20 protein-coding genes are annotated in these 19,043 nt (G+C 68.2%); 14 read left to right on the top strand and 6 right to left on the bottom strand.

Going from position 1 to position 19,043, the window contains the following annotated elements:
- Positions 1-468, bottom strand: coding sequence for a type VI secretion system lipoprotein TssJ (tssJ, locus tag ACS5PN_RS27730; RefSeq protein ID WP_439467274.1), 468 nt, complete (start codon positions 466-468; stop codon positions 1-3).
- Between the two features lie 139 nt (positions 469-607).
- Between tssJ and ACS5PN_RS27725 the strand changes: the two genes are divergently transcribed.
- From ACS5PN_RS27725 to tssG, 10 genes are all read left to right on the top strand, one after another.
- Positions 608-1,231 carry a response regulator transcription factor gene (locus tag ACS5PN_RS27725; RefSeq protein ID WP_439467273.1) on the top strand — a complete coding sequence of 208 codons (624 nt, stop codon included), beginning with the start codon at positions 608-610 and terminating at the stop codon, positions 1,229-1,231.
- A complete protein-coding gene (locus tag ACS5PN_RS27720) occupies positions 1,231-3,045 on the top strand; it encodes an ATP-binding response regulator (protein WP_439467272.1) in 1,815 nt (604 codons plus the stop codon). The genes ACS5PN_RS27725 and ACS5PN_RS27720 overlap by 1 nt, the downstream gene beginning before the upstream one ends.
- Positions 3,046-3,121: 76 nt before the next feature.
- Positions 3,122-4,144: a type VI secretion system protein TssA gene (tssA, locus tag ACS5PN_RS27715; RefSeq protein WP_439467271.1), complete on the top strand. Its 1,023-nt coding sequence runs from the start codon at positions 3,122-3,124 to the stop codon at positions 4,142-4,144.
- Positions 4,145-4,158: 14 nt separating this feature from the next.
- A complete protein-coding gene (tssB, locus tag ACS5PN_RS27710; protein WP_439467270.1) occupies positions 4,159-4,650 on the top strand; it encodes a type VI secretion system contractile sheath small subunit in 492 nt (163 codons plus the stop codon).
- 17 nt (positions 4,651-4,667) lie between these two features.
- A complete protein-coding gene (tssC, locus tag ACS5PN_RS27705) occupies positions 4,668-6,200 on the top strand; it encodes a type VI secretion system contractile sheath large subunit (protein WP_439467269.1) in 1,533 nt (510 codons plus the stop codon).
- 78 nt (positions 6,201-6,278) lie between these two features.
- The gene (locus ACS5PN_RS27700) at positions 6,279-6,758 is read left to right on the top strand and encodes an Hcp family type VI secretion system effector (protein ID WP_439467268.1); all 480 of its coding nucleotides are present in this window, start codon (positions 6,279-6,281) and stop codon (positions 6,756-6,758) included.
- 19 nt (positions 6,759-6,777) lie between these two features.
- Positions 6,778-7,290, top strand: coding sequence for an Hcp family type VI secretion system effector (locus ACS5PN_RS27695; RefSeq protein ID WP_439467267.1), 513 nt, complete (start codon positions 6,778-6,780; stop codon positions 7,288-7,290).
- Positions 7,291-7,329: 39 nt separating this feature from the next.
- A complete protein-coding gene (gene tssE, locus ACS5PN_RS27690) occupies positions 7,330-7,857 on the top strand; it encodes a type VI secretion system baseplate subunit TssE (protein WP_439467266.1) in 528 nt (175 codons plus the stop codon).
- A complete protein-coding gene (tssF, locus tag ACS5PN_RS27685) occupies positions 7,857-9,722 on the top strand; it encodes a type VI secretion system baseplate subunit TssF (protein ID WP_439467265.1) in 1,866 nt (621 codons plus the stop codon). The genes tssE and tssF overlap by 1 nt, the downstream gene beginning before the upstream one ends.
- On the top strand, positions 9,719-10,816 hold the full coding sequence (gene tssG / locus ACS5PN_RS27680; protein WP_439467264.1) for a type VI secretion system baseplate subunit TssG: 1,098 nt from the start codon (positions 9,719-9,721) through the stop codon (positions 10,814-10,816). The genes tssF and tssG overlap by 4 nt, the downstream gene beginning before the upstream one ends.
- Positions 10,817-10,844: 28 nt before the next feature.
- Here the strand turns inward: tssG and ACS5PN_RS27675 are convergent, their stop codons facing one another.
- Complete coding sequence (locus ACS5PN_RS27675) at positions 10,845-11,333, bottom strand: DUF4224 domain-containing protein (protein WP_439467263.1); 489 nt, start codon at positions 11,331-11,333, stop codon at positions 10,845-10,847.
- Between the two features lie 128 nt (positions 11,334-11,461).
- Positions 11,462-12,076, bottom strand: coding sequence for a DUF1579 domain-containing protein (locus ACS5PN_RS27670; protein ID WP_439467262.1), 615 nt, complete (start codon positions 12,074-12,076; stop codon positions 11,462-11,464).
- A 102-nt stretch (positions 12,077-12,178) separates the two neighbouring features.
- Between ACS5PN_RS27670 and ACS5PN_RS27665 the strand changes: the two genes are divergently transcribed.
- Positions 12,179-13,030, top strand: coding sequence for a LysR substrate-binding domain-containing protein (locus ACS5PN_RS27665; RefSeq protein ID WP_439467261.1), 852 nt, complete (start codon positions 12,179-12,181; stop codon positions 13,028-13,030).
- Here the strand turns inward: ACS5PN_RS27665 and ACS5PN_RS27660 are convergent.
- Positions 13,027-13,401, bottom strand: a complete 375-nt coding sequence (locus tag ACS5PN_RS27660; protein ID WP_439467260.1) for a VOC family protein — start codon at positions 13,399-13,401, stop codon at positions 13,027-13,029. The genes ACS5PN_RS27665 and ACS5PN_RS27660 overlap by 4 nt on opposite strands.
- 103 nt (positions 13,402-13,504) lie before the next feature.
- Between ACS5PN_RS27660 and ACS5PN_RS27655 the strand changes: the two genes are divergently transcribed.
- The 3 genes from ACS5PN_RS27655 (at position 13,505) to ACS5PN_RS27645 (ending at position 15,284) form a co-directional block, all read left to right on the top strand.
- The gene (locus tag ACS5PN_RS27655; RefSeq protein ID WP_439467259.1) at positions 13,505-13,978 is read left to right on the top strand and encodes an Lrp/AsnC family transcriptional regulator; all 474 of its coding nucleotides are present in this window, start codon (positions 13,505-13,507) and stop codon (positions 13,976-13,978) included.
- Between the two features lie 86 nt (positions 13,979-14,064).
- The gene (locus ACS5PN_RS27650; protein ID WP_439467258.1) at positions 14,065-14,793 is read left to right on the top strand and encodes an NIPSNAP family protein; all 729 of its coding nucleotides are present in this window, start codon (positions 14,065-14,067) and stop codon (positions 14,791-14,793) included.
- Between the two features lie 8 nt (positions 14,794-14,801).
- A complete protein-coding gene (locus ACS5PN_RS27645; RefSeq protein WP_439467257.1) occupies positions 14,802-15,284 on the top strand; it encodes a DUF1579 domain-containing protein in 483 nt (160 codons plus the stop codon).
- Here ACS5PN_RS27645 and ACS5PN_RS27640 read toward each other — a convergent pair.
- Together ACS5PN_RS27640 and ACS5PN_RS27635 are read right to left on the bottom strand one after the other, a co-directional pair.
- Positions 15,281-17,803, bottom strand: coding sequence for a response regulator (locus ACS5PN_RS27640; protein ID WP_439467256.1), 2,523 nt, complete (start codon positions 17,801-17,803; stop codon positions 15,281-15,283). The two genes, ACS5PN_RS27645 and ACS5PN_RS27640, sit on opposite strands and share 4 nt — an antisense overlap.
- 100 nt (positions 17,804-17,903) lie before the next feature.
- Positions 17,904-18,941 carry a glycoside hydrolase family 5 protein gene (locus ACS5PN_RS27635; protein ID WP_439467255.1) on the bottom strand — a complete coding sequence of 346 codons (1,038 nt, stop codon included), beginning with the start codon at positions 18,939-18,941 and terminating at the stop codon, positions 17,904-17,906.
- Positions 18,942-19,043 lie beyond the last annotated feature (102 nt).

Below are 19,043 nucleotides of genomic sequence, written 5' to 3'. Positions count from 1 at the left end.
TCAGTTGGTCTTCTGCAGGGACAGGGTGTTGGCGGCGGCGCCCAGCTTGAGCTGCATCGACGGGCCGCTGACGGGCACGATGACGCGCCAGACGGCGCGCTCGAAAGAGCGGTAGACGCCGAACACGGCCACGAAGCGCGTCTTTTCGTTCAGCGGCTTTTGCAGCTTGCGCGTCTCGCCCGGCTGCAGCACGAACTCCTCGCGGGCGACCAGATCGCCGCCGAGGGTGGCGGATTCGTTCTGGTAGACGCTGAGGAAGTCGGCGCGGTTGAAGGAAGCGTCGGCGCTCAGCTCGTACATCCGCACCGTCAGCGGCGAGGGGCGGCCGCTGGCGCTCGGGTTGAGGTCGTCCGCGGCGGTCGCATTCACCTGCAGCTGAACCGGCTTGGACCCAAAGCTGATGCAGGCCGTCAGGCCGCTGGCCATCAACGGCAGCAGGCTGGCGCGCAGCGCAAGTCGACGTGACACGGGGAGATTCATGTTGGCAGGCCTGACGGTATCGAGCGGTCGGCAGTATGACCGGACGAACAGCATAGACAGCGGTGCGGTGGGCGCCGAGATGACTTTGGTAACCCCGGAATAAGATGGACTGCCAGGGAGGCAAACGATGTTGGAGCGCTGCAAGGTTTTGCTCGTCGACGACCACGAGTTGGTTCGGGTCGGCGTGCGTGCGACTTATGGAGAACTGCTGGGCCTGGACATCGAGTGGCTGGAGACCGGAACGCTGGCCGAGGCCATGAGCATCTATGGCCGGGAGCAGGGGGTGGACGCCGTGCTGCTGGACCTGAACCTGGCCGACTGCAAAGGGCTGCAGGGCCTGCGGACCTTCCTGGAGGCGTTTCCCGACGCCCGCATCGGCGTGTTCAGCGGCACCCAGGATGAATTCGTGATTCGCCAGGCCCGCCTGCTCGGCGCCGCCGCCTATGTGCCCAAGGGCGCCATGACGCGCGACACGCGCCAGGCCCTGCTGGCCCTGCTGTCGCCGTCCCGGCATGGCCAGCCTCCGGCGGCCCTGTTTCCCGCAGCCGGCAATTCGGCCATCTACGACCGGGTGGCGCAACTCAGCGTGCGCCACCTGGAGATCCTGGAGCTGGTGTTGTCGGGTTGCACCAACCAGGAAATCAGCCAGAGCACCCAGCTCTCCCTGGGGACGGTGAAGAATTACGTGTCGTCGCTGCTGCTGGCCCTGGATGTGAGATCCCGCTCCCATCTCATCGCCCTGTTCCGTTGATGGCATCGCATCCAGGCCCGTCCGGGCAGGTCCCGCACCGCCTGCTGGTGAGCGATGAAAGCGAAGACGCCAAGACCCGCGGCGCCGGCAATGTGCCGGGGCGCAGCATGGCGCAGGTGCTGGGCGTCGCCGCCCGGGGCGTGGCGTTGCAGCAGGCCCGCTGGGCCGGCGCCCTGCTGGCCGTGCTGGTGGCCAGCACGTTTGCGCTGACCCCGGCCGCCGATTCGACGGCCCAGCTGGTGTGGGCGTTGCTGACGCTGATCTGGGCCGGCTTGCTGGGCGGGCTGCCGCGCTCCTGGGTGCGCAAGCGCTCCAGCACGCAGTTGGCCGCCGGGCTGCTGCTGACGCTTGCGCTGGCCATGGGGCCGGCGGCCCTGAGCGACGGCAGCCAGCGCATGACGCTGCTCTGGCTACATGGCCTGTTTTCCCTGGCGCTGGCTGCCGCCATGGCGGCGCACCAGGTTTCGGTGGGCATGATCACCGCCGGCGCGCTGGCGGCGTCGCTGTGGGGCGGGCTCGAGGCGGCCCCTTATGGCCTGGCCTTTGCGCTGGCCTGCGCGGCCACGGCGCAGCGGGTGCGGCGCAACTGGGGCAGCACGCTGGCGCGGTCGATGGCGCTGTCGGACCGCCTGCGGCAGATGGAGCGCAAGCGCGACGCGGCCTTGAAGCGCGACCGCGACAAGAGCCGCTTCCTGGCCATCGCCAGCCATGACCTGCGCCAGCCGGTGCATGCCCTGGGGCTGTTTGCCGCCACGCTGCACAAGCGCCTGTCCGCCACCGCGGACGGCGCCATCACCGGCAACCTGGTGCGCTCCATCGAAGGGCTGGAGCGTTCCTTCACCGCCCTGCTGGACCTGTCGCGCCTGGACGAAGGCGTCATTCCCACCCATGTGCAGGCCTTCATGGTGGGCGATCTATTCCGGCGCCTGCAGATGCAGTACGGCGGGCAGGCCGAGCTGGCCGGGCTGGGCCTGCGCTTCAGCCCGGGCGGCAAGGCCGTCATCAGCGATGCGCAGCTGCTGGAGCGCATCCTCGCCAACCTGATCCAGAACGCGGTGCGCTACACCGTCAAGGGCGGCGTGGTCGTGGTCGCCCGCACGACGCGCAGCCACCTGAACCTGGAGGTCTGGGACACCGGCTGCGGCATCAGCGAGGAGGAGCTGCCCCACATCTTCGACGAGTTCTACCAGGTCGGGCGGGGCGAGCGCGACCGCACCCAAGGCCTGGGCATGGGCCTGGCCATCGTCAAGCGGCTCACCCTGCTGCTGGGTCACCGCCTGGAGGTGGTGTCGGTGCCGGGACGGGGCTCGATGTTCCGGGTCGGCGTGCCGCGGGGCAGCCTGGTCGGTGTCGGCGAGGAGTCGGGTGCGGCGGACACCTTGCCGATGGTGTCCGAACTGGCCGCCGCGGAGATGGTGCTCGTCATCGACGACGAGGAGAGCATCCGCGAGGGCCTGGTCATGCTGCTTCAGGAGTGGGGTTATCAGGTGATCGCCGCGGCCAACGGGGACGAGGCCGAGCGGGCCCTGGCGGCGCTGGAAGGACGGGTCGACCTGGTGCTGAGCGACCTCCACCTCGGGCCCGGCCCGGGTGGCAACGAGGTGGTCGCCTCGCTGCGCCGCCTCAGCGGCCGGCACATTCCGGCCATCCTGGTCACCGGCGACACGGCCGGCGCCCAGCTCAAGACCGTCACCGGGGGGACGGACCCCGTGCTGTTCAAGCCCGTGCAGGCCAAGGAGCTGCGCAACGCCCTGCGCATGGCCTTCACCCGGCTCGACAAGCAGCCCCTCCCCTCAAAGTTTGGGAGGAGATGACTTTCGTCCAAGCGCAGGGCTCCGCTCGCTTCTAGAGTCAGGCTCTCATCGTTGAGCCCCCGCGTTGTCGATCCTCATGTCTGTGCCATCGCTTGATCTGGATGCCCTCTCGGCAGATGTCGAGCCGGGCCTGCCATGCGGGCCGGACCTGGAGTTCGACCCCGATTTCCTGGCGCTTGAAACCGCTGGTGCCGGCACGCCGGAGCGCCAGTACGGCGACAACATCTACGCCGCCGAACCGCCCGACTGGACGCGTGTCCACAAGCTGGCCCTGGCATTGGCTGAGCGCAGCCGGGATGTGCGGCTGGTCGTCTGGCTGATCCGCAGCGGCGCGCGCCTGCAGGGATTCGGCGCGGCCGTGCAGGGGCTGCGCCTGCTGCAGCGCCTGCTGGAGCAGCGTTGGGACGGTGTCTATCCGCCGCTGGACGCCAGCGACGGCAACGACCCCACCATGCGGCTCAATGCCCTGTTGCCCCTGGCCAGCGATGAAGCCGTGCTGGCGGACCTGCGCGTTGCCACCCTGGCGCCCGTGCGTGGCAGCCTGTCGTTTCGCCAGCTGGAACTGGCCTTCGGCAAGGTAGAGCCTCTGAAGGGCGAGTCGGTGCCGAACGAGCAGGCCCTGATTGCCGGCCTGACCGATCTCTGCGCCCAGCATCCCGATCTTGCCGGCGACCTGGCTGAGGCTCAGCAGACGGTCTCGGCCATCATCGCCAGCGTGGAATCCAACGTCGGCAACCGCGGCCCCGATCTGCGGCCGCTGCAGCGACTGCTGGGCGTGGCCACCCTGGTCGCCGGGCGTCTGGCGGGCAGTGACGACAGCGCCACCACCGAAGTCGGCGAGACGGCGCCCGGCGTTGCCGCCTCCGACGGTGCGGCTGCTCCGGCAAGCAGCGGCTCGATTCGCGGCCGTGACGACGTGGTGCGCCAACTGGACCGCCTGAGCCAGTGGCTGGAACAGAACGAGCCCGGCCATCCCGCGCCGCTGCTGTTGCGCCGCGCGCAGCGATTGCTGCAGATGAGCTTCATGGAGATCATTCGCGAGATGGCGCCCAACGGTCTCGATCAAGTCCAGGCCGTCGTCGGTCCCCAGCCTGAATAGTCCCGAGTCAATCCATGCCCAGCAGTAGCCAGAAATTCATCGCCCGCAACCGGGCCCCGCGCGTGCAGATCGAGTACGACGTGGAGCTTTATGGCGCCCAGAAGAAGGTCCAGCTGCCCTTCGTGATGGGCGTGATGGCCGACCTGTCGGGCAAGCCCGAGGATCCGCTGCCGCCGGTGTCGGACCGCAAGTTCCTCGAGATCGACGTCGACAACTTCGACTCGCGCATGAAGTCCATGAAGCCGCGCGTGGCCTTCAACGTGGAGAACACGCTGACGGGTGAAGGCAGCCTGCCGGTGGACATCACCTTCGAGAGCATGGACGACTTCTCGCCGGCCGCCGTGGCGCGCAAGGTCGAAGGCCTGAACAAGCTGCTCGAGGCCCGCCAGCAGCTGTCCAACCTGATCACCTACATGGATGGCAAGTCCAGCGCCAGCGACCTGATCGCCAAGGTGCTCGCCGACCCGACGCTGTTGAAGACGCTGACCGACAAGCCGGCGGAATGAACACCGAGACGTCCACGATGAGTACCACCCAGGAAAGCAATTCGGCCCTCGCCGGCGTGAGGCTGGGCGGGCACGACTTTGCCGATCTGCTGAAGAAGGAATTCAGGCCAAAGAGCCCGGATGCCAAGAGCGCCATCGAGGCCGCGGTGCACACCCTGGCCCAGCAGGCCTTGCAGGACACCCGGCTGATCGGCAGCGAAGCCATCCATTCCATCGAGGCCATGATCGCGGCCATCGATGCCAAGCTGACGGCGCAGATCAACAAGATCCTCCACCATGAGGACTTCAAGAAGCTGGAATCCGCCTGGCGCGGCCTGCACTACCTGGTCAGCAATACCGAGACCGACGAGCAGCTCAAGATCCGGGTGCTGAACATCTCCAAGGACGACCTGGCCAAGACGCTGAAGCGCTACAAGGGCACGGCCTGGGACCAGTCGCCCATCTTCAAGCAGATCTACGAAGAGGAATACGGCCAGTTCGGCGGCCAGCCCTATGGCTGCCTGGTCGGTGACTACCACTTCGACCACACGGCCCCCGACCTGGGCCTGCTGGGCGAGATGGCCAAGATCGCCGCCGCCGCCCATGCGCCCTTCATTGCCGGCGCGTCGCCGGCCGTGATGCAGATGGACTCCTGGCAGGAGCTGGCCAATCCGCGCGACCTGACCAAGATCTTCTCCACGCCCGAATATGCGGCCTGGCGCTCGCTGCGCGAAAGCGACGACGCCCGCTACCTTGCCCTGTGCATGCCGCGCGTGCTGGCCCGCCTGCCCTACGGGGCCAAGACCCTGCCGGTCGGCGAGTTCAATTTTGAAGAGGACACCGGCAATCGTCCCGGCGATGCGGCCAGGATGGCCGACGAGAAGGCTGACAAGCACAGCAAATACCTCTGGTCCAACGCCGCCTATGCGATGGCGGTCAACATCAACAGCTCGTTCAAGCAGTACGGCTGGTGCTCGCGCATCCGTGGCGTCGAGTCGGGGGGCGCCGTGCAGGGCCTGCCGACCCACCTGTTCCCGACCGACGACGGTGGTGTGGACATGAAGTGCCCGACCGAGATCGCCATCTCGGACCGCCGCGAGGCCGAGCTGTCCAAGAACGGCTTCCTGTCGCTGGTGCACCGCAAGAACAGCGACTTCGCGGCCTTCATCAGCGGCCAGTCGCTGCAAAAGCCGTTCGAGTACGACGACCCCGATGCCACCGCCAACGCCAACCTGTCGGCGCGGCTGCCCTATCTGTTCGCGACCTGCCGTTTCGCCCACTACCTGAAGTGCATCGTGCGCGACAAGGTGGGTTCCTTCCGTTCACGCGAAGCCCTGGAGAGCTGGCTGAACGAGTGGATCACGAACTACGTCGATGGCGATCCCGCCAATTCCTCCGAAGAAACCAAGGCGCAGAAGCCTCTGGCCAAGGCGCAGGTCGACGTTGAGGATGTGCCGGGCAATCCCGGTTACTACCAGTCCAAATTCCATCTGCAACCTCACTACCAGCTCGAAGGGCTGACGGTGTCGTTGCGACTGGTGTCCAAGCTTCCGGTGGAGAAGAAGCAGTAACAGAGGCCAGTTCGGCTGCCTCGAAGAGTCCCGCAGTTGTCATCAACGCTTTAACTTTCAGTCCAGGAGTCCACGAACATGAACATCGATTCGCACATCAAATTTGACGGCGTCGAAGGCGAGTCCCCCCATCAAGACCACAAAGGTGAGATCGACGTGCTGTCGTGGTCTTGGGGCGTGAGCAATGGCAGCAGTGCCATGGCCGGCGGCGGCAGCGGCCAGGGCAAGGCCCAGGGCGCGGCGCTGACCTTCGTCCACAACTACGACAAGGCCTCGCCCATCCTGGCCAAGAAGTGCGCCCAGGGCGTGCACTTCCCCTCGGTCGTGCTGACCTCGCGCAAGTCCGGCGAAGGCCAGAAGGATTTCCTGAAGGTCACCCTGAAAGAAGTCTTCATCACCTCGGTGTCGCCGGCCGCCGCATCTGGTGGTGACATCCTGGAAACCGTTGCGATGAGCTACGGCAGCGTCGAATTCGGCTACAAGCCGCAGGACGAGAAGGGCGCCATGGGCGGCGAAGTCAAGTTCGCCTGGGACGTCAAGACGACCAAGATCACCTGAGCTTCGGGAGTAGCTGCCCATGTCCGGTCCAAATCAGGCATCGGCGGCTCAAGGCGCCGCCGACTTCTTCCTGCACGTGCAAACGAAGCGGGCGGGCAAGCTCAAGGGCGAGGCGACAGCTCCCGACCACGAGGGGGACATCCTCCTCATCGGTTGGAGCTGGGGCCTGGTTTCGGGGGCCGCGGTCGGCGACGTCCAGGCCACCGCACGCCGCTCCTACTCGGCGCTGTCGGTGACCAAGTACATCGACTCGGCTTCCACCGCCCTGATGTCCGCGTTGGCGACCAACGACGAAGTCAAGGAGGCCAAGCTCTGCCTGCGCAAGGCGGGAGGCGGTCAGAATGACTACTTCACCATCACGTTGCAGGGGGCTCGCATCACGTCGCTGCAGCACAGCGCCGACGCGCAGGGCATGACGCACGAGGTGGTGACGCTGTCGTTCACCGACATCGAGGTGCAGTACACGCCTCAGAAGTCCAGTGGTCAGCGCAGCGGTGCCACCACCTTCAAGGACAGCCTGCCCAAGATGTAGCCCGGCGCGCCCCGCGCGTTGGCTCATCCGGCGCCACCCATGACCCAGCCTCCCTCGTCCCGCGACCGCCTTCAGCCGGCTCTGCTCGACCGCCTGCTGGCGCCCAAGGACGGCGCCACGCCGGCGCTGTCCAAGCGGCAGCTTCGCGAGGGGGTGCTGCGGGACCTGCGCTGGCTGCTCAATGCCGTGCAGCCGCATCCCGACTGGGCCAGGGAGAAGCCCGAGCTGGCGGGTACCGTGCTCAATTTCGGCATCCCCGTGCTGACGGGCAAGCAGGCGTCGAGTGTCACGCTGGCTCAGCTGGAACTCGACATCGGCAATGCCATCAAGCGCTTCGAGCCCCGCATCCTGCCCCACTCCCTGGAGGTGAAGGCCTTCGAGCCGGAGGACGTGCTGGGCACGCACAACGTCATCGAATTCGAGATCAAGGGGTTGCTCTGGGCCCTGCCGGTGCCGCTGGAGGTGCTCTACCGGACGCGCCTCGACCTGGAGGCGGGCCTGGTCAACGTCAAGGACGTCCACCTCGGCGACGCGCAGCTCGCGCCCGAACCCGGTCTCGCCCCCTGATGGACGCCCGCTTTGTCCGCCTCTACGAGGACGAGCTGGCGCATCTGCGCGAGCTGGGAAGGGAGTTCGCCAAGGAGCACTCCAAGGCCAAATACCTGGATCTGGACAGCCTCGAGGTCGCCGACCCCTATGTCGAGCGGCTGCTCGAGGGTTTTGCCTTCATGGCCGCCCGCGTGCGCCTCAAGCTGGAGGCCGAGCAGCCGCGCCTGATCGAGCAGATGATCCAGGCCCTGCACCCCGACTTCCTGGCGCCCATGCCCGCCGCGATGGTGGCGCAGTTGCATGTGGACGTGAACGATCCCAAGCTGGCGGGCGGACCGGTGGTGGAGCGGGACAGTGCCCTGCGTTCGGCGCTGCGCCGCGGCAACGACACGCAATGCGAGTTCCGCACGGCCATGGACGTGCGCGTCTGGCCGATGGAGCTGGTCGATGTGCGCTACTTCAGCCAGGCACCCGACTTGCACCTGGCGCGCCTGCCGCAGACCCGCGCTGCCAAGGGCGGCCTGCGCCTGCGCCTGCGCACCGGCGGCGGCCTGCGCTGGAAAGAGCTGACGGAATGCGACAGCCTGCGCTTCTATATCGCGGCGGAGGACGAGGTCGCCTACCGCCTGCATGAACTGGTGTTGGGCCATGCGCTCGGCACCCTGGTCCCCATGCCGGACCAGGCGCCGCGCCTGGAGCACTGGTCGGATGCCGGCAGTGTCCAGCCCATCGGCCTGGCGTCTCAGCAGGAGATGCTGCCGGAGCGGGCGCGCGAATATTCGACGCTGCGGCTGATCCAGGAGGCCGCCGCGCTGCCGCAGCGGATGATGTTCTTCGAGATCGGCGACCTGTCGCGCCGCTTCGGCCAGCAAGACCGCGACGAAATCGAGATCGTCATCCTGCTGTCCCAGGATTTCTCCGACCTGGTGCCGGTGGTCGACGCCAGCAGCCTGGCCCTGCACTGCACACCCGCGCTGAACCTGTTTCCCAAGCGGCTGGACCTGGTGACCCTGGGCCTGGAATCGTCCGAGTTCCACCTCGTGCCGGACCGGGTGCGGTCCATGGACTACGAGGTGCACAGTGTGTCGCGTGTCGTGGCCCATGGCAGCGACGGCACGCAGCGCCTGCGCGAGTTCCGGCCGCTGTACGAGCAGAACCACCTGAGCACCAACGGCGGCCATGGCTATTTCACGCTGCGTCGCGAGCAGCGCCGGCTCAACGAGCAGGAGCGCCGGCAGGGCGCGCGCGTGCCGAGCTATCTTGGCGACGAGGTCTTCCTCAGCCTCGTCGACGGGCGCCACGCCGCCTATCGCGAAGGCCTGAGGCAGATGTCGGTGGAGGCCCTGGTCACCAACCGCGACCTGTCGCTGCTGCTGCCGCGTGACGGGCGCTGGCATCTGGACGCCGCCGTGGCCCTGACCGGCGTCAGCTGCGTGCGCGGTCCTTCGCGACCCTACAGCCGCCGTGCCGAGGGTGATCTCGGCTGGCAGTTGCTGGCCCAGCTGACCCAGAACCATCTGGTGCCCGGCGATGCGCCGGAGCGCGCCGCTGCGGCGCTGCGCGCTTCGCTGCGCCTGTATGGCCCCCAGCACGAGCAATGGCTGCGCCAGGTGGACGGTGTGCGGCTGCTGCATGTGGAGAGCGTCGTGCGCCGCCTGCCCGGCAAGGGGCCGATCTGCTTCGGGACCGGCATTGCCTTCTCGCTGGAGGTCGACGAGTCGGCCTTCCAGGGCAGCAGTGCCTTCCTGCTGGGCTGCCTGCTCGAAAACCATTTCGCCAACCACGCGGCGATCAACAGCTTTTCGCAGTTCAGCCTGCACAGCGTGCAGCGGGGCCTGATCAAGGCCTGGCCGGCGCGCACGGGCCGGGGCCTGATCGCATGAGCGCCGGCAGCGCCGCCACCGACGAGCAACGGCTGGCTCAGCTGCTTGCAGACGTCGAAGCCGACCCCAGCGCTTTTGACTTTTTCGCGCTGACGCGGCTCATCGATTCGCTGCGCCCGGGTCAGCCCCGCACCGGCGAAGCCCTGCGGCCGCGTCACGAGCCGCTGAGGCTGGGGCAGGCAGCCGAGCTGGACTTTGCGGTCTCGCCGCTACACGGCCTGGTGAGGCGCGACGACTTGGTGCCGCGCCTGCGGGTCCGGTTCTTCGGCTTGCTGGGGCCGCATGGCGCCCTGCCTTTGCATCTGACCGAGCTGGTGCGCGAACAGAGCCGCCACGAGGGCGACAGCTCGCTGGCGGACTTCCTGGACCTGTTCCACCACCGCATGCTGGCCTTCTTCTACCGGGCCTGGGCGCAAAGCCAGCCGGTGGTGCAGCGGGACCGGCCCGGCGCGGATCGTTTCCAGGCCTGGCTCATGGCCATGGCGGGTGGCGCCTCGACCGGTGAGGCCTTGCCGCCGGAGCTCCTGACCTTCAATGCGGGCTGGCTTGCCGGGGCCAGCGCGTCGCCCGAGCGCCTGGTGAAGGTGCTGCAGAGCTACCTCAAGGTGCCCGTCGCCCTCGAGGAGAAGGTGGGCCACTGGCTGCAGCTGGACGCACAGGACACCGCCTCCCTGGGCTATGCCGCCAACCGCGCCGAGCGCGTCCGGCGCCCGGCGGCGACCCTGGGCCAGGGTTCGGTCGCCGGTAGCAAGGTCTGGGACCGGCAATCCGTCTTCCGCCTGCGCCTGGGCCCGCTGACCAAGGCGCGCTATGCGGCGCTGCTGCCGGGCGGTAGCGACTGGCCCCAGCTCAACCAGCTGGTGGGCCTGCTGGCCGGGCGCGACAAGCGCTGGGAGGTGCAGTTGAGCTTTCTTCCCCTGGAGCGGCCGGAGTGCCGTCTCGGCGGACGGGCCCATCTGGGCGTCAGTTCCTGGCTGGGTCGCCCCACCGTGGCGCCACAACGCGAGCTGCGGGTGCGTCCCCGCACCTGCTTTCTGTCACGGCATCCGGACTGGGCCGAAAAGGCCGGCCTCTCCACAGCCACCGCTGCGTGAGCGCGGGCCATCCGGCGCCGCAACGGCGTCAGTTGGCCAGAGGCTGAAGACTGGTGCTGGCGGCGGCGTGCAGGCGGCCGGCCAGCCATTCGCGCACATGGAAGCGGCTGACCAGCAGGCGGTTGCGCATCACGCGGTGCGGGATGCGGTCGGCCTTGAGGGCATCCAGCTGGCCGCTCAGCGAGCGCCGGCCCGTCAGTTCGCGCAGCTCTTCGGGCGTCATGAACTCCTGCCAGCCCAGCATGGATGTCGGGGCCTTGCGGCGTTCCAGCGCCGGCTCGGCGACGGCTGCCGATGCGGGCGCCGGCGCGGTGGCGGGGCGACCAGCCAGAGGCCGCTTGGCGATCTCGATGATGGTGTGACTCCAGCCGCCCTTCGCCTCCTCGCCGCAGAGAGCCTCGTAGCGCTTGGCCAGCACCTCGCGGCGGCGGCGCGCCTTTTCTTCGGTGACCCGGGCATGTTCCACGAACCAACCAGGGAGGCGGCTCATCAGTTCGGCGGTGCGGCTGGCGGTCATGGCGATCTCCTGTTGATGGGATCAGTTTCGGCGCCGGCCGCCATCAGGGGTATCGCTCCGAGGTGGGAGCCGCGGGGGATGGGGGAGGGGGTCTTCACCCCCGCTTCCCCCGAAAGAGGGATGGAACTTCAGGACCGCCGCGGCCGGCCCTGGTCGCAGAGCCGGGACGGGTCCGAGCGCGTGAACTCGGCGGTCCAGTTCGTTTCCCAGGTCTTGTCGTCATAGGAAAAAGCCTGGGCCCAGCGGGCATGGTTGGCGTCCAGGTTCTCCCAGATGAAGCGCACCTTGACGGGTTGGTCGCCGTCCTTGTCCTCGCCATAGAACTCGCCACGGCCGCCCTGGAAACCGCCGACGACCGGGATCGGGTCCAGCCGGCCCAGCGGCGTGGCCACCCAGTAGATGGACCACTGGCGCTTCTCGGTGTCGAAGGTGCGCAGCGTCAGGCCGCGGCGGCCCAGGGTGGGCATGTGGAGCTCGTCCACATTGGCGATGCCGTCCAGGTAGTGGGTCAGGCAGAGGTTGGCCGGGAAGGCCGTCCATTCCTGGCTGCCGACATTGCGGGCCTTGAGGCGGCGCTGCACCGTCGTCCAGGCGCCGCCGAGGAAGTCGAAGTCATGGCTGTCGCCCTGGCGAGCCAGGGTGTAGCCGGGCGGATCGGCGGCCACCGCGGTTTGGCAGCAGAGAACGGCCAGCAGCGCCAGGGCAGCGCAGCGGAAGGAGTTTTGAACTGATGATGCGGGCATGTGAGGGTTCCGGTGCTGGTTGGAAAACCAGTCTAGGAAGCCGCCCTTGGCCGTCAAAACGATGATTGCTGCGCTTCATTTGAAGCAGAACTTCAGATCGCGATGACCTCGTCCGCGCTGCCACTCGAGTCCTTGCGTGTGCTCGCCGCCTGCGTGCGCCACGCCAATTTCTCGCGCGCCGCCGACGAGTTGGCCATCACGCCGACGGCCGTCAGCCAGCGCATGCGCGCGCTGGAGGCCCAGCTCGGCGTCCAGCTGTTCGGTCGCCATGGCCCCAGGCTCATCGTGACCGAGCGCGCGGCGGCCCTGGCCGCCGGCGTCGAGCAGGCCCTGACCCTGATGCGCGCGGCGGTGGACGACTGCCGGCGCGCGCGGCCGCCGCTGCGCGTGACCTGCGCGCCCACCTTTGCCGCCTGCTGGCTGGTGCCCCGCCTGGCGGCCTATCAGACGCTGGCGGGCGCGGATGCGATTGCGTTGGACGCCGGTCAGGGCCTGTCGCCGCCGGGCAGCTTCGACGTCGCCATCCGCAGCGGCAGCGGGCCCTGGCCGGGCTGTCGCGCGACCCGGCTGCTGGCCGAGCAGGGCACGCCGATGCTCAGCCCGAGGCTGTCGGCGGGGCGGTCAACCTGGACGGTGGACGCGCTGCTGGAGCTGCCCTTCATCCCCGACCCGCGCTGGCCGGACTGGCTGGCCCTGGCCGGCCGGCCCGCAGCCCAGCCTGGCTTCGTGGCCGCGCGCTTTCCCAACTACGAGCTGGAAGCGCGCGCGGCGGTGCAGGGCCTGGGTGTGGCCCTGCTGTCGCCGCGGATGTTTGCCGAGGCCTGCGAGCGCGGTGAATTGGTGGCGCCTTTCGACAGCCTTGTCGAGGGGCCGCACAGCTACTGGCTGCTCGCGCCAGTCGATGCACCGGCCTCGCATTTCGAAACCTGGCTGCAAGCCCAGTTCGAGACCTAGACCGCGTTGGTCAGCACCTCCACGCGATGCCCGTCGAGGTCATGGAACATGGCGCCGAAGTAGGTCTCGCTGATGTCGGGCCTTGTGCGCGGCGTGAAGATGTCGCGGCCCGCTGAAGCCAGAGCGACTTCGTGGGTGGCGGCCACGGCGGTGCGGTCGGGCGCGCCGAAGGCGACATGGGCGCCGCGTGCGATGACGGGCTCTTCGTCGGGCACGGGATAGAGGAAGAAGCACCAGCGCTCCGGCGTGCCGAAGGCGGCTTCGCTGCCGGTGTCGCGCAGCAACTGCATGCCCAGTGGCCCCAGCACGCGGCTGTAGAACGCGACGGCGTCGGCATAGTGGCGGGTGCCCAGGGACAGGTGATCGATCATTGGCGGGAACTCCTTGTTGGATGGCCGTCATGCTAGGAACTGGCCCCCGCCGAAATCCGGCAAGATGCATTGAGCTTTCGCCGTTTGCCCGCAATTTGCCGACATGCCCGACCTGGACCTCGACCGTTTCGACCGCCAGCTGCTGACCCTGGTGCAACAGGACGCCGCGCTGACGGCCGAGCAGCTCGCCGAGCATGTCAGCCTGTCGGCTTCGGCCATCCAGCGCCGCCTCAAGCGGCTGCGCGAGCAGGGCGTCATCCAGCGCCAGATCGCCGTGCTGGACGCCGCCGCCGTCGGTCGCCCGACGACCTTCATCGCCGGCCTGCAGGTCGAGAGCGAGCGGCCCGAGCTGATGACCCGGCTGCGCGCCTGGCTGGACGCCGAAGCCGCCGTGCAGCAGGCCTTCTATGTGACCGGCGAGGCCGACTTCGTCCTCGTCGTGACGGCCTGGGATGCGGTTGCCTACGAGGCCTTGATGGCTCGATTGCTGGCGGACAACCCCGTGGTGCGGCGCTACACGACCCAGGTCGCCATGGGCGTGCTCAAACGAGGCCTGGCGCTGCCGGTGCCGGAATGAGCAGCGGCAGCTTGTAAAACACGACATGCGTTGACAGGTATGGCGGCGCAGACTGCACGGACCTTGAACTCCGTGGGCTCTGCGCCATGCCTCTCTTCCCCGCCACCACCCCGCCCGCCGTGCCGGACTGCCAGGTCGTCGAACTGCGCCAGTACACCCTGCACCCCGGCAAACGTGACACGCTGATCGAACTCTTCGACCGCGAATTCGTCGAGTCGCAGGAAGCCCTGGGCATCCGCGTCATCGGCCAGTTCCGCGATCTCGACGGCCCGGATCGCTTTGTCTGGCTGCGCGGCTTTGCCGACATGGCCGCTCGTGGCGACAGCCTGCCGGCGTTCTACTTCGGGCCGGTCTGGGCCCAGCACCGCAACACAGCCAACCCGACCATGATCGATTCCGACAACGTGTTGCTGCTGCGCCCGGCCTGGGCGGCTGCTGCGTTGCCGTCGCCGGCCAAGCCGCGTGCCGAACGCGGCAGCACGGCGCTTCCGCCCGGGCTGGTGGTGGCGACGGTCTTCCACCTGAAGGCGCCCGCCGGCCCCGAGCAACTCGCCCTGGCCCGCGGCCCGCTCAGCGAAGCGCTGCGCGCGGCCGGTGCAAAGCAGTTGGCTTGGTATGTCACCGAGGCCACGGCCAACAACTTCCCGCGCCTGCCGGTCCGTGAAGGCGAACACGTGCTGGTCTCGCTGGCCTTGTTCGATGACGCCAAGGCCGCTTTGTCGCGCGACTTCGGCGCCTCGCTGCAGCCCTGGCTGGCCAAGCCGACGCAGGCCCTGCGCCTGGTGCCCACGGCCCGTTCTGCACTTCACGCCTGAGCTTCATCATGACCATGACATCCACCCCGCAAGACTTCGACTTCTTCATCGGCCACTGGAAGGTCAGCCACCGCCGCCTCAAGGAACGCCTGCTCGGCTGCGAGGCCTGGGAACACTTCGACGGCCGCTGCCGCATGTGGCCCCTGCTCGACGGCCGCGGCAATATCGACGACAACGTGCTGGAACTGCCCGGCGGCAGCTACCGCGCGCTGTCCATGCGCACCTTCGACCCGGCCAAGCAGCAATGGGCCATCTGGTGGGTGGACGGCCGCAACCCGCACAGCCTGGAGCCACCCGTCGTCGGTGGCTTTGCCGATGGCGTCGGCGAGTTCTACTGTGACGACGTCCTGCGCGGCCAGGCCATCCGCGTGCGCTACCGCTGGACCCGCACCACGACCGCCAGCCCGCGCTGGGACCAGGCCTTCTCCACCGATGGTGGCCAGACCTGGGAAGTGAACTGGGAGATGGACTTCGAGCGGCTCGACGACTAACGACCGCGCGCGCTCTGGCGCGCGAAGGGCGAGACCCAGGCCAGCAGGGTGCGCACCAGCTGGCGCGGGTCGATGGGCTTGCTGACGTGGGCGTTCATGCCCGCGGCCAGGCAGTCCTGCACATCGCGCTCCATGGCGCCGGCCGTCATCGCGATGATGGGCAGGCGGGCATGCTGGGGCATGGCGCGGATCAGCCGCGTGGCGGTCAGCCCGTCCATCTCGGGCATCTGCATGTCCATCAGCACGGCGTCGAAACCCTCATGCTTGAGGCGTTCCACCGCTTCCAGGCCGTTCTCGGCCACCTCGGCCTCCAGCTTGACCAGGGCCAGGAAGGCCAGGGCGACCTGCTGGTTGACGGGGTTGTCTTCGACCAGCAGCACGCGGGCGCCGTGCAGGGGCCGCAGGGCTTCGGCCAGGTCGGCCATGTTGCTGCCCGTTGGCGCCGCTGCGGCGGGCTGGGCGCCTTGCTGCAATTGCATCAATGCGTCGAACAGCCGCGACGGCGTGACCGGCTTGACCAGGATCTGGGTGGCGGGGCGGTCCTGCAGCTCCTCGGCCACACGTTCGCTGGCGTGCAGGCTGCCCAGGGCGATGACGGCCGGCGGTGGCGCGCCTCGTTCGACGGCGATGCGCCGCGCCGTGTCGACGAAGTCGGCCCCGGCCGTCTTCCAGTCCAGCAGCAGCAGCTCGTAGGGGTGGGCGGGGTCGGCCTGGCGCAGGCGGTACAGGGCCTCGTCGCCGAAGGACGCCACGCCGACCTGGAAGCGCCAGCTCTGCAGCATCTGCTGCAGGATCAGCCTCTCGGTGGGCTGGGCGTCGATGACCAGGGTGCGCATGCCGCGGATGCGGTGCAGGTCGATGCGCTCGGCACCCGGCTTGGCCTTGCCGAAGCTGCAGGTGAAGGCGAACGTGCTGCCCTGGCCGGGCAGGCTGCTGACCTCGAAGCTGCCCTCCATCAGCTCCACCAGGCGCTTGCAGATGACCAGGCCCAGGCCGGTGCCGCCGTAGCGGCGCGCGATGGAGGCATCCGTCTGGCCGAAGACCTGGAAGAGCTTGCCGACCTGCTCGGGCGTCATGCCGATGCCGGTGTCGCGCACGCTGATGCGCAGCTTCATGCGGCCCTCGTGCTCGTCCACGAGGTCGGCCCGCACGACGATCTCGCCCTTGGACGTGAACTTGATGGCGTTGCCGACCAGGTTGTTCAGCACCTGGGTCAGGCGCAGGCTGTCGCCCACCAGGCGGTCGGGGAGCTTGTCGTCGAACTCGAACAGCAGGTCCAGGCCGGCCTCTTCCAGGCGCGCCGAGAACAGATGGCCGACGTTCTCGATCAGCTCCTCGGGGCTGAACTCCTCGGCCTCCAGCGTGATCTTGCCGGCCTCGATCTTGGAATAGTCCAGGATGTCGTTGAGCAGGGTCAGCAGGGCCTTGGACGAGGTTTGCACCTTGGCCAGGTAGTCGCGCTGGCGCGGGTCCAGTCGCGTTTCCAGCACCAGGTTGGTCAGGCCGATGATGGCGTTCATCGGCGTGCGGATCTCGTGGCTCATGCTGGCCAGGAAGAGGCTCTTGGCCGCATTGGCCGCCTCGGCCTGGTCGCGCGCCACCGCCAGGGCCTCGCTCTGGCGGTGGCCGGCCTCGTAGCTGCGGAACAGCTGCGCATACAGCGTGCTGTTTTCGAACAACAGCTCCAGCAGCACGACGGAGCAGGCCACCAGGCCGTAGATGCGGCCGGCATAGAAACCCAGGTCGAAGCGGGCGGCATTCAGCATGGCCGACAGTGCGATGTCCAGCAGCCAGGCCAGGCAGACCACCATCAGCCACAGGTCCAGCACCGTGCGCGGCTTCTGTCGCCACAGCGCCGCGAGGGCCACGAGGCTGAGCGCCCAGACCATGCCCACGGCGGCCTGGAAGCTCGGCGAGTAGCGGCCGCCCACCAGCAGATCGGGCAGCCAGCCATGGCCCAGCGTCGCGGCCGCGATGGCGGCTGCGGCGGCCACGGCGGTTGCAACCGGCCAGGCCAGCGAGGGCAGGGCCAAGCCGGGCCGCGACTTCAGCGTCAGATAGCCGAGCACGAACAGCGGGAAGCCGCCATGCCAGAGCATGTAGAGCCAGACCGTCGTCTGCGTCGTTGCGCCGAGCAGACCGGTGGTGCTGAACAGGCCGGGGAAGGTCAGGGTATGGGCCGTCGTCAGCGCGGCCGTGAACAGATAGCCGCAACCCAGCACCATCAGGGCCTGGGAGCGCAGGATGCGGTACTGGCCGAACAGCAGCACGGCGGTGATGAGGTCGGTCAGCACCAGGGCCGACTGGTAGATGGGAATGAAGGCCGGGATCGGGGCCAGCTTGGTCTTGGCGAAGGGCAGCAGGGCCGCGAACACGGCCAGCGACACCAGCGCGACGATCAGCGCATGGCGGCGTTCGCGTGGACCGGCAGGCTGGTCCAGCAGGAAGGCGGGGCTGCTTCGCGCCATCGCCGTCTCGAAAGGCATACCGCCCAGGTCGGGCCGGCTGCTGACTTGCACATCGGCTCCCTGCCGCGCCGGACTCGGGGCGCTCGCTAACAGGATAGTCGAAGTGCGTTCCCCGCCTCAGCGAACCGGTTTTCAATCGTTACGCGGCGGGTTATTTCGCGGCGTCAACGAGGGCGGCGACGATGTCGGGATAAACCTGCGCGCCGGTGTTGCGATTGAAGAGCCCCATGCTGTGGTTCTCGGTGGCCGCGCCGGCATCCCAGTAGATCGGCACCAGGCCATGCGTCCCGGCCGAGCGCGCGATGTATCGGTCCCAGGCCAGCCGATAGCTCTCGGCGCCGGCGTATTCGCTGCGGCGGATGGCGCCGAACTCCCCCAGGATGACGGGGATGCCTTGGTCGACGAACTTCGTCTTCATCTTCTGGAACTGGGCGTCGGCGTAGGCCTCGTTGGCCCAGGCCTCGGTGGCCTTGGCGTCGGTCGCGCCGGCCCCCCATTGCCAGATCGTGCTCTTGTCGTTGAGCGTGAAGTTGTAGGGGTCGTAGTAGTGCACCTCCATCATCAGCCGGCTGCTGGCCGTGTCGGTGGGCATGACGGCGAAGTTGACGGTGTGGTCGATGTTGGTGTTGAAGCCCTGCACGATGAGGTGGCGCACCGCGTTGTTGCCGCCGGTGGCGCGCACCGCCGTCACGAACTGCTGGTTGAAGCCGTTCTGCACGCTGACGTACTCGGCCTTGGGCGTGCCGTAGTCGCCTTCGACCATGACCTCGTTGGTGCCGGCGAACAGCAGGGTGTCGTCGTAGGCCTTGAAGTTGTTGGCGATCTGCGTCCAGAACTTGGTGATGCGGGCGTTGGCCGTCGCCTGGACGGCGTAGGTCGGCTGCATCCAGCCGCCGTCCCAGTGGATGTTGATGAGGGCGTACAGGCCGGCCGTCTTCGCGTAGTCGACCACCTGGGTCACGCGGGCCATCCAGGTCGTGCTGATGACGCCGTTGGCGTCGGCGTATTGCTTCCAGGATACGGGGATGCGCACGGTCTTGAAGCCGGCGGCCTTGACGGCGTTCATCAAGGCCTGCGTCGTCGCCGGGTTGCCCCAGGCCGTCTCGCCGCCGATGGCCTCCAGCGAGTTGCCGAGGTTCCAGCCGGCGCCCATCAGCTGGCTCAGTTGAAGACTGGTCAGATCGCGCATGCCTGAGGGCGCAGGTGTAGGTGCAGGTGCAGGTGCAGGTGCAGGTGCAGGTGCAGGTGACGGAGCTGCAGCTGCGCCACCGCCGCCACAACCGGCCAGGGG

Origin of the sequence: Roseateles sp. NT4 (genome assembly GCF_051857475.1) — a bacterium.
Classification (GTDB): Bacteria; Pseudomonadota; Gammaproteobacteria; order Burkholderiales; family Burkholderiaceae_C; genus Pelomonas.
The sequence above is the reverse complement of the archived record's forward strand: the minus strand, read 5'-3'. Positions and strand labels throughout refer to the sequence as shown.

Coding starts and splice junctions, on each gene's coding strand:
- ACS5PN_RS27725 (WP_439467273.1), top strand. CDS start 608: ATGTTGGAGCGCTGCAAGGTTTTGCTCGTCGACGACCACGAGTTGGTT.
- ACS5PN_RS27720 (WP_439467272.1), top strand. CDS start 1,231: ATGGCATCGCATCCAGGCCCGTCCGGGCAGGTCCCGCACCGCCTGCTG.
- tssA (WP_439467271.1), top strand. CDS start 3,122: ATGTCTGTGCCATCGCTTGATCTGGATGCCCTCTCGGCAGATGTCGAG.
- tssB (WP_439467270.1), top strand. CDS start 4,159: ATGCCCAGCAGTAGCCAGAAATTCATCGCCCGCAACCGGGCCCCGCGC.
- tssC (WP_439467269.1), top strand. CDS start 4,668: ATGAGTACCACCCAGGAAAGCAATTCGGCCCTCGCCGGCGTGAGGCTG.
- ACS5PN_RS27700 (WP_439467268.1), top strand. CDS start 6,279: ATGAACATCGATTCGCACATCAAATTTGACGGCGTCGAAGGCGAGTCC.
- ACS5PN_RS27695 (WP_439467267.1), top strand. CDS start 6,778: ATGTCCGGTCCAAATCAGGCATCGGCGGCTCAAGGCGCCGCCGACTTC.
- tssE (WP_439467266.1), top strand. CDS start 7,330: ATGACCCAGCCTCCCTCGTCCCGCGACCGCCTTCAGCCGGCTCTGCTC.
- tssF (WP_439467265.1), top strand. CDS start 7,857: ATGGACGCCCGCTTTGTCCGCCTCTACGAGGACGAGCTGGCGCATCTG.
- tssG (WP_439467264.1), top strand. CDS start 9,719: ATGAGCGCCGGCAGCGCCGCCACCGACGAGCAACGGCTGGCTCAGCTG.
- ACS5PN_RS27675 (WP_439467263.1), bottom strand. CDS start 11,333: ATGACCGCCAGCCGCACCGCCGAACTGATGAGCCGCCTCCCTGGTTGG.
- ACS5PN_RS27670 (WP_439467262.1), bottom strand. CDS start 12,076: ATGCCCGCATCATCAGTTCAAAACTCCTTCCGCTGCGCTGCCCTGGCG.
- ACS5PN_RS27665 (WP_439467261.1), top strand. CDS start 12,179: ATGACCTCGTCCGCGCTGCCACTCGAGTCCTTGCGTGTGCTCGCCGCC.
- ACS5PN_RS27660 (WP_439467260.1), bottom strand. CDS start 13,401: ATGATCGATCACCTGTCCCTGGGCACCCGCCACTATGCCGACGCCGTC.
- ACS5PN_RS27655 (WP_439467259.1), top strand. CDS start 13,505: ATGCCCGACCTGGACCTCGACCGTTTCGACCGCCAGCTGCTGACCCTG.
- ACS5PN_RS27650 (WP_439467258.1), top strand. CDS start 14,065: ATGCCTCTCTTCCCCGCCACCACCCCGCCCGCCGTGCCGGACTGCCAG.
- ACS5PN_RS27645 (WP_439467257.1), top strand. CDS start 14,802: ATGACCATGACATCCACCCCGCAAGACTTCGACTTCTTCATCGGCCAC.
- ACS5PN_RS27635 (WP_439467255.1), bottom strand. CDS start 18,941: ATGCGCGATCTGACCAGTCTTCAACTGAGCCAGCTGATGGGCGCCGGC.